This window comes from Rhizobium sp. CB3171, from assembly GCF_029714265.1.
Taxonomy (GTDB): domain Bacteria; phylum Pseudomonadota; class Alphaproteobacteria; order Rhizobiales; family Rhizobiaceae; genus Rhizobium.
Map to the genome: position 1 here is coordinate 116784 of NZ_CP121653.1, position 12775 is coordinate 129558.

The 12775-nt window shown below is 61.4% G+C and carries 12 protein-coding genes; 1 reads left to right on the top strand and 11 read right to left on the bottom strand.

Features of this window, described 5'->3' with window-relative positions; all coding sequences use genetic code 11:
• Positions 1 to 50: 50 nt before the first annotated feature.
• The 5 genes from hpaD to QA648_RS19845 all read right to left on the bottom strand — a co-directional run bounded on the left by hpaD (position 51) and on the right by QA648_RS19845 (position 5204).
• Complete coding sequence (gene hpaD / locus QA648_RS19825; RefSeq protein WP_283053131.1) at positions 51 to 1031, bottom strand: 3,4-dihydroxyphenylacetate 2,3-dioxygenase; 981 nt, start codon at positions 1029 to 1031, stop codon at positions 51 to 53.
• Positions 1032 to 1061: 30 nt separating this feature from the next.
• Positions 1062 to 2579, bottom strand: coding sequence for a 5-carboxymethyl-2-hydroxymuconate semialdehyde dehydrogenase (gene hpaE, locus QA648_RS19830; RefSeq protein ID WP_283053133.1), 1518 nt, complete (start codon positions 2577 to 2579; stop codon positions 1062 to 1064).
• Positions 2580 to 2619: 40 nt separating this feature from the next.
• Positions 2620 to 3006: a 5-carboxymethyl-2-hydroxymuconate Delta-isomerase gene (locus tag QA648_RS19835; protein ID WP_104826042.1), complete on the bottom strand. Its 387-nt coding sequence runs from the start codon at positions 3004 to 3006 to the stop codon at positions 2620 to 2622.
• A gap of 113 nt (positions 3007 to 3119) precedes the next feature.
• Complete coding sequence (locus QA648_RS19840; protein WP_260304612.1) at positions 3120 to 3632, bottom strand: flavin reductase; 513 nt, start codon at positions 3630 to 3632, stop codon at positions 3120 to 3122.
• Positions 3633 to 3641: 9 nt separating this feature from the next.
• Positions 3642 to 5204 (bottom strand): 4-hydroxyphenylacetate 3-hydroxylase N-terminal domain-containing protein, encoded by a 1563-nt coding sequence (locus QA648_RS19845; RefSeq protein WP_283053135.1) that lies wholly within the window; start codon positions 5202 to 5204, stop codon positions 3642 to 3644.
• Positions 5205 to 5299: 95 nt separating this feature from the next.
• Between QA648_RS19845 and QA648_RS19850 the strand changes: the two genes are divergently transcribed.
• A complete protein-coding gene (locus tag QA648_RS19850; RefSeq protein ID WP_104826045.1) occupies positions 5300 to 6190 on the top strand; it encodes a helix-turn-helix domain-containing protein in 891 nt (296 codons plus the stop codon).
• A 41-nt stretch (positions 6191 to 6231) separates the two neighbouring features.
• Here the strand turns inward: QA648_RS19850 and QA648_RS19855 are convergent, their stop codons facing one another.
• Genes QA648_RS19855 through QA648_RS19880 form a run of 6 tightly spaced genes read right to left on the bottom strand, consistent with a single transcriptional unit; the run spans position 6232 to position 12594 of the window.
• On the bottom strand, positions 6232 to 7242 hold the full coding sequence (locus QA648_RS19855; RefSeq protein ID WP_283053137.1) for a phosphotransferase: 1011 nt from the start codon (positions 7240 to 7242) through the stop codon (positions 6232 to 6234).
• 8 nt (positions 7243 to 7250) lie between these two features.
• Positions 7251 to 8534 carry an aspartate aminotransferase family protein gene (locus QA648_RS19860; protein ID WP_283053139.1) on the bottom strand — a complete coding sequence of 428 codons (1284 nt, stop codon included), beginning with the start codon at positions 8532 to 8534 and terminating at the stop codon, positions 7251 to 7253.
• A gap of 2 nt (positions 8535 to 8536) precedes the next feature.
• Positions 8537 to 9892 carry an aspartate aminotransferase family protein gene (locus QA648_RS19865; protein ID WP_104826048.1) on the bottom strand — a complete coding sequence of 452 codons (1356 nt, stop codon included), beginning with the start codon at positions 9890 to 9892 and terminating at the stop codon, positions 8537 to 8539.
• A gap of 16 nt (positions 9893 to 9908) precedes the next feature.
• The gene (locus QA648_RS19870; RefSeq protein ID WP_283053142.1) at positions 9909 to 10559 is read right to left on the bottom strand and encodes an HAD-IA family hydrolase; all 651 of its coding nucleotides are present in this window, start codon (positions 10557 to 10559) and stop codon (positions 9909 to 9911) included.
• Positions 10556 to 11809 (bottom strand): Tm-1-like ATP-binding domain-containing protein, encoded by a 1254-nt coding sequence (locus QA648_RS19875; RefSeq protein WP_104826050.1) that lies wholly within the window; start codon positions 11807 to 11809, stop codon positions 10556 to 10558. The genes QA648_RS19870 and QA648_RS19875 overlap by 4 nt, the downstream gene beginning before the upstream one ends.
• Positions 11809 to 12594 carry an IclR family transcriptional regulator gene (locus tag QA648_RS19880; protein ID WP_283053145.1) on the bottom strand — a complete coding sequence of 262 codons (786 nt, stop codon included), beginning with the start codon at positions 12592 to 12594 and terminating at the stop codon, positions 11809 to 11811. The genes QA648_RS19875 and QA648_RS19880 overlap by 1 nt, the downstream gene beginning before the upstream one ends.
• Positions 12595 to 12775 lie beyond the last annotated feature (181 nt).

A 12775-nucleotide genomic window follows, 5' to 3' on the forward strand; every position in this document is an offset into this window, starting at 1 on the left:
GCGAAGGTTGATAAGAAACGGGCGTTTTCGCCCGCTCTCAAAGGTAACGCTTAGGGCGCGATAATCGGCTGTGCCTTCAAGTCAGGCTCGGTTACTTCAGCACCGGCGAACAGACTGCCATGTTCGAACCAGGATTTGGGAGCGGGTGCGCCCCACAGCGTCTGGCGCTGCGGATCCTTGAGGTCCCACTTGATCGGTTCCAGATCGGGATCGACGGTCTGATAGTCCGAGCAATAGATCTCGATGCGATGGCCGTCCGGATCGAGGATGTAGAGGAAGAAGGCGTTGGAGATGCCGTGACGTCCCGGACCGCGCTCGATATTGGCAACCCAGCCGGTGGTCGCCATCAGGTCGAGCAGGTCGATGATGTTGAGCGGCGTCGGCACCCAGAAGGCAGTGTGATGCAGGCGCGGACCCCGGCCGTTGGTGAAGGCGATGTCATGGACGCCGCCCTTGCGATGCGTCCATGCGGCCCAGAGGCGGCCGGTTTCCTCATCCTCGGTATATTCGGTCACACGGAAGCCGAGTTCGTTATAGAAGGCGACGCTCTCGTCGACATTGGTCGAAAAGCAGTTGAAGTGGTCGATGCGCAGCGGCTTCACGCCCTTGTAGAGGGCATATTTCTGATGGATCGGCGGCAGGCGATCCATCTTCGAATAGAATTCGAGCGGGATGCCGTGGGGGTCGCGGGTGCGGAAGGTCCGCGCCTGGTAGGGACGCTCGACCCATTCGACCGGCAGGTCCTTGCCCTTGAAGAAATGCGCCGCCTTGTCGAGGTCCTCGTCACCGAAGACCTTGAAGCCGAGATCGCGGGCTTCGGCCTTGTCGGATTTCTTGAGCACGATGCAGTGGTGGCCGCGTTCCTCCATTGCCCGCAGGTAAATCGTGTCGGAGGTCTCGTCCGTCACTTGCAGGCCGAGCGTGTCGACATAGAAAGCACGGGACTTGGCAAGATCGGTGACGCCGAATTCGACATGGCTGAGGCGCACGATGTTGAAGGGCGGATAGAGATTGGGTTTCGGCAGGGGCATTTGTTCCTCCTCTTTATGCGTATTGGCGGCTCAGCCGCCGAGTTTCTGGATGGCGTGCGGCTTGGTGGCGAAGGCGACGTTCTTGGTTTCCATGTAGAAATCGAAAGACCAGTCGCCGCCGTCGCGGCCGATGCCGGAGCTCTTGACCCCACCGAAGGGGGTCGGCAGGTGGCGCACATTTTCCGAATTCACCCAGATCATGCCGGCTTCGAGATGGTCGGTGAAACGGAAGGCGCGAGTGACGTCCGACGTCCAGAGATAGCCGGTCAGGCCATATTGGACGTCGTTGGCAAGGGCGAGCGCATCGGACTCATCCTTGAAGGGGATGGCAGTCAGCACCGGCCCGAAGATCTCTTCCTGGGCGATACGCATCTGGTTGTTGGCACCGGTGAACAGGGTGGGCGAGACGTAGCAACCGCCGCCCGGGCCGTTGAGTTTCTCGCCGCCGGCCGCAAGTGTTGCGCCTTCCGATCTGCCGATCTGGATATATTCCAGCACCTTCTGTTCATGCACGGGATGGATGAGCGGGCCAACGACCGTTTCTGGGTCCAGCGGATGGCCGACCTTGATGCGCTTGGCCTTCTCGGCGACGATCGCGGTGAACTTGTCGTAGACGCTTTCCTCGACCAGCAGGCGTGAGGAGGAGGTGCAGCGCTCGCCGTTCAGCGAATAGATCATGAAAACGGCGGCATCGGCTGCGCGCTCCAGATCGGCATCAGCAAAGACGATGACCGGGTTCTTGCCGCCGAGCTCGAAATGCACGCGCTTCAGCGTGTCGGCGCCCTGCTTCATGATCATCGAGCCGGTGCGGCTTTCGCCGACGAAGCCGATCGCCTTGATCAGCGGATGCTCCGTCAGTGCGCGACCGGCATCCTCGCCGAAGCCGTTGACGAGATTCCAGACACCCTTCGGCAGGCCGGCCTCTTCGGCGATTTCGACGAGCAGGCGGGCCGTCAGCGGCGAGAATTCGGCCGGCTTATGGACGATGGTGCAGCCGGCGGCGAGCGCCGGCGCGATCTTCCAGGTTGACAGCATAAAAGGTGTATTCCAGGGCGTGATGATGCCGACCGGGCCGATCGGCGTCCTAGTCGTCAGGTTGACCTGACTATCGGTACGCAGTGACTTGCCATCCCGGGCTTCTGGTGCGCGGTCGGCGAAAAAGCGGAAGTTCTCCGCGCCGCGCAAGGCGGCCTTGGCCATGAATTTCAGGGACTGCCCGGTATCCATGCATTCGACGAAGGCGATCTCCTCAGCACGGGCGACGATCGCGTCGGCAATCTTGTGCAGGAGCTTCTTGCGCGCATCGCCCGGCAGGGCAGCCCATTCGGCGAAGGCAGATCTCGCGGCCTTTGCGGCGCGGTCGATGTCGGCGGCCTTGCCGCGGGCAACGGTGGCGAGCGGCTTCAGATCGACGGGCGAGATGGTCTCGAAGGTAGAACCGTCATCACCCGGCACATCCTCGCCATTGATGCGGTTGAGTACGCCGCGATCCTTGAACCGGGCGAGAAAGCTTTCGGCCTTCGCGATGTTTTCCTGCAGTTTGGACATCGTCTATTCCTTTGGTGTTACGTCGTCCCGCGAAGGGGTGTCACTTGCCGCGTAACCGCGGATGGATGGCGTTCTTCTTCCAACTCAGCTCCGCGTCGATCTCGCGGATTTCCAGCGAGAGGGCGAAATGCGGCGTCTCGAAGAGAGGGGCGAGAACGTCGATTGCCGCGGCAAAGATCGCTTCGCCGGCCCGCTTCTTTTCGTCGTCCGTGCGGCCTTTCCCGATGCGGAAGTTCAGATCGACGAAGGCGTTCTCGGGCAGCTTGTCGGCAATTGCGTAGTGATCGGCGCGAAAGGCGCGCACCCGCACGGCACCGACCTCGAAGAGGCCGGTTTCCAGAACCGTCTTCAACAGCAGCTCGCAGAGCGCACCAATGTCGGCGCGCCCCTCTAGATTGGCCGAATATTCTATGGCGAGATGTGGCATGGGTCCTCCCTGTCGTCGTCTCATAATTAACATGTTAAATATACGGGCGGCTGTCAAGCGGCTTTCGACGATTACGATTGCGGGAGTGGATGACGCATAGACTTCGGCGGCTCTTAGCCCCCGAAGCTGCCGGTCTGCGTCGGTACGTGTACGTAGTTACGATCAAAGTAGAGCAAGGCGTGACCATCCTTGCGCGAGCGAATGTCAACCACTTCGCCAATGAAGATATTGTGCGTGCCGATGAGGCGCGACTCGACCAGCCGGCAGTCGAAGGAGACGATCGCGTCGGCGAGCGCCTGGTTGCCGGAGCGCAGGTCCGTCCACTCGGCGGCCGCATAGCGAGCCTCCATGTCGGATTGCTGGCCCGCAAAATAGCCGGCGAGTTCCTTGTGCTCGCCGGTCAGCACGTTGACGCAGAAACGACGGTTCTCAACGAAGAGCCCGCTCTGCGCCGAGCGGCTGTTCATGCAGATCAGAAGCGTCGGCGGCTCATCCGTGACGCTGCACATCGCCGTGGCGGTGAACCCGCCGCGCCCGGCAGGTCCGTTGGTGGTGATGACGTTGACCGGGGCGCAGACCCTGGCCATCGCATTGCGGAACTCGATTTTCGAGACTTGCTCCTCCATGGCCGTGCCTCATTCAGCCGCGTTGCGGGTGAGGATTGTTCTGTCGATCGGCGGCAACCACGTATCGCCGGTCCAGCCGTTTTCGTCGTAGTCGCTCATGCAGCGATCGACGAGCGCTTCCATCTCCCTGAGACGTCCGCCGCGCTCCGCGCCCTTCAGCACCTGCAGCCGGACCTCCTCCGGCGCGCCGGCGTAGTTGAGTTCGTAAAGAGCGTGGCGTCCACCGAATTCGGTGCCGGTCGCGTCCCAAAGCAGTTTCATGATCTTGATGCGTTCGATATGGCCCATATCGTTCGAGCCGCGGACATATTGCGCGAGATAGCGGTCGATCTCCGGATTGCCGAAGTCCATGGCCGAGGAGGGAAGATAGATCAGACCAGAGGCGACAACCTTGCGCACGGTTTCGATGACGCGTGGATAGGCCTCCGACATGAAGGTCCGGTAGGAAAGCGCGGCTTCCATGTTCGGTAGCACCGCGCCGTTCGCCCAGGACTGCGGATTATAGGCCATGGCATTGGAGAAGGACCAGAACATGTGGCGAAGCGCGATGACCTCGCCGAGCGCGGCCTGATTGCCACGGAAGGCATCGCCGCCGGTGGCGCGCAATGCCTTGGCGAGCAGGCCGGCCAGGAAGTCGAGCTTGACGGCAAAGCGCGTGCAACCCTGGAAGCAGTAGCCGTGCATGAAGCCGGAGGCCGGATGGAACGACAGGATCTTGGCGGCATCGCGAAGGACGAGCACGTCCTCCCAGGGCACGAACACATTGTCGAGCACCAGGACTGCATCGTTCTCGTCGAAGCGCGAGGACAGGGGATAGTCGAAGGGCTGACCGACGGTGTTGGCAGTCTGCTCGTAGGAGACGCGGCAGAACATCTTTATGCCAGGCGCATTCATCGGCACGATGAACATCACCGACAATGAAGGGTCTTCCGTCACCGTCGCCGAGCTTTGGGCGAGAAAATTATAGTGGGTGAGCGCCGAGGAGGTTGCCACCACCTTGGCACCGGAAACATATATGCCGGCATCGGTTTCCTTGGTGATATGGACGAAGACGTCCTTGACGGCATCGGCGGGCTTGTGGCGATCGATCGGCGGATTGACGATCGCGTGGTTCATGAAAAGAACGGATTCCTGCGCCCGCTTATGCCAGGAAAGCGCATTGTCCTTGAATGGCCCGTACCAGTCGGCATTGGCACCGAGCGTGTTCATGAGGGCCGCCTTGTAATCGGCGGTGCGGCCCATCCAGCCATAGGACATGCGCGCCCAGTCGGCGATGGCGCCCTGCTGGGCGACGAGTTCCGCAGAGGATTTCGCGACCCGGAAATATTTGTGGGTGTAGCCGCCCGAGCCGGTATCGGTCGGTGAGGTCAGACGCTCCTTCGTCTTTTCGTCATGCAGGGCGTCGTACATCCGCGCGATGGAGCGAGCGGAATTGCGCATCGACGGATGAGCGGTGACATCGGCAATTCGCTCGCCGTTGATATAGACCTCACGCCCGTCGCGCAGGCTGGCGAGATATTCGGCGCCGGTAAATGGACGGGTGCTGTCCCCGCGGTGGTCTTCAGCTCGCATATCGCGTTCCTCCCTTGAAATGTTGATAAAAGCTAGATCGGGAGAGCCATCGGGACCATGGACAAAGAGGGCAATTCGCTTGTACTTTTTGCGGCATGGTTGCGAGAAATGATATTCCATCCTTCTTCGTCTACGGCGAACCCGCCCGTGAACTCGATGTCGGTTTCCTCCACGTCGAGACGGTCATGGACCGAAAAAGCGAGCATTTCGGCCATGTCGCTCCACACCAGCATCCGCTGATGGGGCAAATAACCTATTGGTTCGAAGGTGGAGGCACCTACCGGATCGAGGACGAGACTTGGAATTTTTCGGCTCCGGCCATCAGTTTTGTGCCGAGCCGTGTGGTGCACGGCTTCGATGTCGGCGAACAGTCGGACGCTATTGTCGTCTCGGTCTCCGATGATCTTCTGCGAGCCATGGCTCCCCAGGTGGATCTCAGCCTCGACGTGCCGATGCTGCTCAAGGGGGAGAGCGCTGATCCCACATGGACAAGGATGGGTTTGCTTCTCACGATGATTGCTGATGAATACCGCGCCGGTGCAAGTGCCAGCGAGAAGGTGCTTGTCAGTTTAGTGTCGGTCGTGCTGTCGCTGATGGCACGCCTCGGCGGAGCAGGCGGCCTCGATACGGCGTCACCGACCGTGGCATTGGGAATGGCACTGCGCCGGGCTATTGACCAGCACTACAAGAAGGATTGGCCGGTCGGGCGCTATGTCGATCTGCTGGCGACGACGCCACATTTGCTCGACAAGGCGGCGCGTGAAGTCTTTGGGCATACCGTCAAGGAAACGCTGCTTGATCGAAGACTGCTTGAGGCCAAGCGGTTGTTGAAGTTTACCATCCGTCCGGTCGAGGACATCGGCCGCGAGGTCGGGTTCGAGGATCCCGCTTATTTCTCCCGTTTCTTCCGAAAACGCACCGGCGAAGCGCCGGCCGCCTGGCGTCGGCGACATCTGCAGCCGGAGACCGGCCCGTCGGGGACCTGAGGGTCGCAGACCTTCAGCCCGTTACCTGATGATCGAGCCTGTCACCGCTGGGAGAGCCCCTCGGCAAGCTCCAAGGACTCTGCAACATAGCGCGCCAGACGCTCCTTCGCTTCCGATGCGGTCACGCGGCTGCTGGCCCAGCCAATATAGGTAAGGCTCCGCAGCAGCAGAAAGAGGGGAAGGGCTTCGAGCGCCGCATCCGACAGTGGCCGTCGTCTGCGATATCCCTCGATAAGCGATGCGCTGATCAGCCCGAAATCCGGCTCCCGCCGGTTCCTGAGAAGTGCCGTGGCGATATCGAACATGCGCCAGCCGTAGCCGGCATCATCGAAATCGATCAGCTCGACATGATCGGGACCCACAAGAACATTTTCGCGGACGAGATCCGCATGGATAAGTCCGTAATCGAGCCCGGATATTGCCGCCGATCTCAGGCTGTCGATGAGCAGCGGCCGGAGTGTGGCAAGCCGACTTGCCGCCTCTGGCGCCAGCCCGGGACAATCCCAGAAACGCCCCCAAAGGGGGCTTTCCCCGAGTAAACCGTCGAAATCCCATGCAGGCCGCACAAACGACGGCGGTGGTGTCCAGCGGTCTGAGATATTGTGAAGCTCAGCCATTGCCTCGCCGAGATGGCCGAAGATCGCTTCAAGGCGCAGACGCGCGTGGTGAAGCGGCGTGCCGGAACGGCCCAGCTCTTCGCCATCCATCCAGCTTACGATATCGGCCTGCTGGCTGAAAAAGTACGGCGTAGCGGCCAGGGTCACCAGATTGCGCCCATCAATGGTCGGGATCGGGGCTGGCACGCGTAGTCCGCCGGCCTTCAAAGCCGCCATCCATTGCAGTTCGGAGGCGAGAGCGCGGTCGTCATGATAACCGGGACGATGTAGCCGCAAGACCGCGGGTGTGCCATCGGCCATCCGGATCCTGAATACCGCATTCTCGCGGAATTTCAGCAGTTCCGGCGTTTGGTCCGCCAGTCCCCAATGGACGAGCGCTTCCTTGGCTCTTGCACAGAGATCATCCGCAGGCGCGGCAAAGTCGTGTTCGGCCATGGGGCAGCTCACAGGCCTGCCAGCACGTCATCGAAGATCGACAACATGAAGTCGGCATTGTCCTTCGAAAACGGCATGGGCGGGCGGATCTTGGTAGCGCATTGGTGAATGCCGATTTTGCCCATCAGCACACCGCGTTCACGCATGGCGTTGACGATCCGGGTCGCCTCAGCGACGGCCGGCTCCTTCGTCTGCCTGTCCAGCACGAATTCCGTGCCCATGAAGAGACCGCTGCCGCGCACGTCGCCGATGATCGAATACTTCTGCGCGAGCTGCTTGAAGGCATCGCGCGTATATTCGCCGACATTGCGGGCATTCTCGATGAGGTTCTCGTCCTCGATGACATCAAGCACGGCCATTGCCGCCGCACAGGAGACTGGATTGCCGCCGAAGGTGTTGAAGTAGCGGAACGCTTTGCGGAAGGCATTTATCGTATCGACATTGGCAATGACGCCGCCGACCGGATGGCCGTTGGCCATCGGCTTGCCGAGCGTCACGATGTCGGGAACGATGCCGGCGTGCTGATGGCCCCACATATGCGAGCCGGTGCGGCCGAAACCGGGTTGCACCTCGTCGGTAATAACAAGACCGCCGGCCTTGCGTACGGCTGCGACCGTCTTGTCCAGAAAGCCTGGCGGTAGGTCCGGAAAACCTTCATTGGCGAAGAACGGATCGATGATGATGGCCGAAAAGCCGTGTGGGCTGTCCTGAAGCGAGGCGATCGCCTTCTCGACCTCGGTCGCGAAGGCCGTCGCGAAGGCATTGCCGCCTTCTCCGCCGAGCGGACGATAGCCGTCCGGCGCCGGCACATGCCGGACATGACCGCCGAAGCCGCCGACCGGCGGCATGCGGGTCGATAGCTGAGACACGGCAGTCGTGTTGCCGTGATAAGTATGGTTCGTGGCGATGACGCCCGTCTTGCCGGTAACGGCCTGGGCCATGCGCAGCGCCACATCGTTCGCTTCGCTGCCCGTGCAGGTCAGGATCGCAGCATTCAGGCTCTCGTCGAAAGTGGCGGTCAGCCGCTCGACATAATCGAGAATGCCTTCATGCAGGTAGCGCGTATGCGTGTTCAGCATCGAGGCCTGCCGCGTGATCGCCTCGACTACGTGGGGATGGCAATGGCCGACATGCGGCACATTGTTGTAGCAATCGAGATACTTGCGGCCATCGGCGTCCCAAAGCCAGACGCCTTCCCCGCGCACGAGATGCACAGGGTCGTCGTAGAAGAGCGACATGTTCCGGCCTAAAAGCCGTTCGCGACGCGCGATCAGGGCTGCGTTATCGGACATGATCAGCCCCTCGCCGCGGCAAGACCTGCGTCGAGCGCAGTCAGGATGGTCTGAACATTCTCCGCCGTAACGATGAGCGGCGGCGACATGATGACGTTGGCGCCCGAGGTGCGGATCAGAACGCCGGCGTCATAGGTTGCGTCCTGAACCTTCTGGATGACGTCTTTGGCGGCACTGCTCTTCTTCTTCCGGTCGCTGACGAGCTCGAGGGCACACATCAGGCCCTTGCCGCGCACGTCGCCCACTAGCTCATGCTTGTCCTGCAGCCTCTTTAGCCCGGCCAGCAGCTCTTCGCCACGTGCCGCGGCATTGGCGGCGACGTTGAGGCGCCTGGTTTCCTTCAATGTGGCAAGGGCTGCGGCGGCACCGACCGGGTGGCCGGAATAGGTGTAGCCGTGGCCGATGCTGCCGACCGGGCTCTTATTGCTTTCGAAGACCTGTACCACCTTGTCCGCGATCATCACGGCGCCGAAAGGGAAATAGCCATTGGTGATGGCCTTTGCCGTCGACATCAGATCCGGCTGCACGCCCCAGAGACGCGATCCAGACCAGGCGCCGGTGCGGCCGAAAGCGGTAATGACCTCGTCGGCGATCAGCAGGATGCCGTGTCGATCGCAGATCTCGCGCATCAGCGGTAGGAAGGTCTCGTGCGGGACGATGACGCCGCCGGCGCCGAGCACGGGCTCAACGATCAGCGCCGCGATGGTATCGGCGCCCTGGAAGGCGATTTCATCCTCGAAGAGCCTGCCGATCGCAGCCGCAATCTCCGCGCCGTCGGTGGTGTTGAAGGGGTTGCGGTAGGTGAAGGGGGCGGGCAGGTGGATGACGCCCGGAAGCAGCGGTTCGTAGTTGCGGCGGAAGTTCTGGTTGCCGTTGACCGAGGCGCCGCCGAAATGCGTTCCGTGATAACCCTTCTTCAGCGCAACGAACTTGGTGCGCTCCGGCTCGCCGTTGATCTTGTGGTATTGGCGCGCCAGTCGCAGGCAGGTCTCGACCGAATCCGAGCCGCCCGAGGTGAAGAAGGAGCGGCTCAGGCCATCCTGCTTGAACCATTCGGCAAGCTCATAGGAGAGTTCGATCAGCGGCGAGTTCGTCGTGCCGCGGAAGGTCGAATAATAGGGCAGCTCGTCAAGCTGGTCGCGGATTGCCTTCTTCACCGGCTCGCAGGAATAGCCGAGATTGACGTTCCAGAGGCCGCCGACTGCGTCCAGCACCTTCCTGCCCTGAATATCGACGATTTCGACGCCTTCGCCGGCATTGATGATGCGCGGCGGGTTGGCCTGCATTTCCGCAGGGTGGGCCATCGGATGCCAGAGGTGGCGGGCGTTGTTTTCGATGATGAAATTGGTTTCACGCATGTCGATTCCTCTTGGTTCAGAGCCCCAGCATGGCAAGTGCGCGGGCATAGCTTTCAGCGGGCCGGGTCACGTCGAAATGCACGTGAGGCAGGTTCACGGCTTCGGCGCCTTCGATGTTTTTCCTCTGATCGTCGACGAAGACGCAGGCCTCGCGCGGCAAATCGAGCTCGGCAAGAACGAGCTCATAGGCGCGCGGATCGGGCTTGAGGATCTTGGTGTAAGTGGCATCGACAATGACGTCGAAGAGCTCAATCAGCGGAAAGCGCTGGCGGAATTCGACGCCGTAGAAGAGGTCGAGCTCGTTTGACAGGATTGCCAGCCTGAGACCTGCCTCCTTCACACGCAGGATGGCGTCGCGCGCTTCCGGGCGCAGAACAAGCTCCGGCTCGGCGCCGCGCGCCCGGCGCACGAAGGTCTGCATGTCGGTCCAGTTTTCGCCGACTAGCTTGCCGACTTCGCCGGCGCGCCTGAGCCAATAGTCGCGTTCGGTGATCTCGCGGTTCTGCATCGCAACCCAGAGCGCGTCCGTGGTCGTATCGAATGGCCCGAGCCAGGTCAGCGATCCCTTGGGAAGGCCGAGCGTGCGTTCGGTAATGTCATGCGTTTCGAACAGGGTGCGGGTAACGACGCCGCCGAAGTCGAGGATAAGCGCGCGGTCTTGTGTCATGGCCGTCCCTCCGGAATGACGCCCTCGGCGACCCATTGGTCGAAGATGGCGAGTGCTGCCGCCGAAAAGGCCGGCGCGTTGATATGGGCATCGACCTCCTGCAGGGTGACAGAAGACGGTACGGCGCGGCGCATCTCATCGAGGAAGGCGTCCAGGCCCTCCGGATCATGCAGCGGCTCATCCGGCTTGTCCCATTCCTGCAGCCCTTCGGTCGGCAGGAGGAAGGCGACCTTTGCTTCGGCGCGTTTCAGTTTTTCCCCGATCAATCGGGCGACTTCCCGTCTGCCCTCTGGCGACGTGGTCACCGATCCGATCAGCCGGTTGTGGGCGTGATAGGGACGATCGGCAAAAATCTCCGGCAGGGCCTGCCACGCCTGAAGATCGACCATGTCGACAGCGCCGGGGGCGACGATCTGCGGAATGCCGGCGCGTCCGGCATTTTCCAGCCTGTCCGGCCCGGAAGTGACGACAGTGCCGTAGTGATGGTTGCTGACTTCCTGAATGCAGAAATCGAAAACGGCGGCAAAGTCGCCCTGGGAAGCGATGGCTTCATAGGCGCGTCCACCCATGCCGGTGGCATGGAATACGGCGACGTCATAGCCGCGCTTTTCCAGCTCAGGCCGCAGATATTTCATATATTTCAGGCAGGACGAGCCGAGCGAGGTCATGCCGACGAGCGGCCGTTTGCGATCGGGTCTGCTTCCGTGTTTTGCCGCACCGACGACCGCGCCGCAGGCTTGCGAGAGGACAGAGCGGCAGATGCTGTTGAGGCCGTAGAGACCGCCGGCCCACAGGATCATCATCAGGTCGGGCGCAATGCGTTCGGGCGGTATAAGGTGAGAATAGGCGATGGTCGAAACCACGAATTTCGGGACGCCGAGCGGCAGGACGGCGGCGACGTCGAGCGCCAGATCCGTCCCCATGGAGCCGCCGAGCACGATGACGCCGTCGACCAATCCGTCTTCGTGAAGGCGCCCGGTCAGTGCTGCCGCGCCCTTTGCCATGGCTGCCATGGCGCTGTTTTCATCGCCGCTTTCGGCGATTGCCGCGATTGTAGTTTCAGCGGCCTTGGCGACGTCATGCTTGGAATAATCGGGACTATAGGGCGGATCGCCGAGAATGCTGACATCGACCATGATTGGCTGGCCGCCGGCTTCCGCGATGACGGACGCCATGAATTGCAGTTCGTCACATTTGGTGTCACCGGTTCCGATGACGAGTATCTTTGGCGAGGGAGCCTCCGGGCTCATCAATCTGTCCTCCTGATTTTTGCAATGGTTCCCATGGGTCTTTCCGACCCGTAATATTTTTCTGAGATCGCATTGGCCGCAGCGACTGCCTGCGCGCCAAATTCGTGGATGGCTACCTTCGTCGTGCGTGAGAGCGGGGCGGCGACCGCCACGCAGCCGATGGGATGGCCATTGGGCGTGCGGACCGGCGCGGCCGCGCTGATGACGCCGGCCTCTAAACCCTGATGACTGATGGAAAAGCCGCGTGCTGCCGTCTCATCGAGCATCCCACGCACCAGCAGGGGATCGACGATGGTATGGTCCGTAAATTTCTCGAGCGGCTTTTGGAGAGCCGCGTCGATCTCTGAGCGTGGAGAGAAGGCCAGAAAGGCAAGACCGGACGCCGTGGCATGAAAGGGCAGGAGGCTGCCGACATCGATGATGATGCGGTGGGCGCGGGGCGAATCCTCCACATGGATGGTCGAAAGCCGTCCTCCCGAAAATTCCGAAAGATGCACCGTCTCAGTCGATGTTTCGGCGAGCGACTTGATGAACGGGATGGCGACCCGCAGAAAAGGAAAGCGTGCTTCGCGAATGCGTGCGAGGCGAACCGGCGCCGAGCCGATGCGATAGCGGCGCGTATCCTGATCCTGCTCCACGAAGCCGTGCCTTTCCAGCTCCACCAGAAAGCGTCGCGCTGTTGCCTTGTCCAGCGCGCACAGGCGGGCGATGTCGGTCAGGCCCGCCTCCTTGTCCAGCCGTGACAGGGTATCCAGCAATGAAAGCGCCTTTCCGATCGTGCTCATCGTTCCTCCTCTTGGGTGGTCGGGTTCTGATTTCCTGTGTCCGGCCGAAGCTTTCCCTCAAATCAGGTCGCCGACCTTGCGCCGCGGCACGATAGCAGCGACCCAAGATACTTAACATGCGAAATAACTTGACAGAGGCCGGGAATGTTTGCAAGTCTATATTTGAAGCTGCGGTTCAAAT

Excerpts from the sequence above, each read along its gene's own strand:
- hpaD (WP_283053131.1), bottom strand. The coding sequence starts at position 1,031 with ATGCCCCTGCCGAAACCCAATCTCTATCCGCCCTTCAACATCGTGCGC.
- hpaE (WP_283053133.1), bottom strand. The coding sequence starts at position 2,579 with ATGTCCAAACTGCAGGAAAACATCGCGAAGGCCGAAAGCTTTCTCGCC.
- QA648_RS19835 (WP_104826042.1), bottom strand. The coding sequence starts at position 3,006 with ATGCCACATCTCGCCATAGAATATTCGGCCAATCTAGAGGGGCGCGCC.
- QA648_RS19840 (WP_260304612.1), bottom strand. The coding sequence starts at position 3,632 with ATGGAGGAGCAAGTCTCGAAAATCGAGTTCCGCAATGCGATGGCCAGG.
- QA648_RS19845 (WP_283053135.1), bottom strand. The coding sequence starts at position 5,204 with ATGCGAGCTGAAGACCACCGCGGGGACAGCACCCGTCCATTTACCGGC.
- QA648_RS19850 (WP_104826045.1), top strand. The coding sequence starts at position 5,300 with ATGGTTGCGAGAAATGATATTCCATCCTTCTTCGTCTACGGCGAACCC.
- QA648_RS19855 (WP_283053137.1), bottom strand. The coding sequence starts at position 7,242 with ATGGCCGAACACGACTTTGCCGCGCCTGCGGATGATCTCTGTGCAAGA.
- QA648_RS19860 (WP_283053139.1), bottom strand. The coding sequence starts at position 8,534 with ATGTCCGATAACGCAGCCCTGATCGCGCGTCGCGAACGGCTTTTAGGC.
- QA648_RS19865 (WP_104826048.1), bottom strand. The coding sequence starts at position 9,892 with ATGCGTGAAACCAATTTCATCATCGAAAACAACGCCCGCCACCTCTGG.
- QA648_RS19870 (WP_283053142.1), bottom strand. The coding sequence starts at position 10,559 with ATGACACAAGACCGCGCGCTTATCCTCGACTTCGGCGGCGTCGTTACC.
- QA648_RS19875 (WP_104826050.1), bottom strand. The coding sequence starts at position 11,809 with ATGAGCCCGGAGGCTCCCTCGCCAAAGATACTCGTCATCGGAACCGGT.
- QA648_RS19880 (WP_283053145.1), bottom strand. The coding sequence starts at position 12,594 with ATGAGCACGATCGGAAAGGCGCTTTCATTGCTGGATACCCTGTCACGG.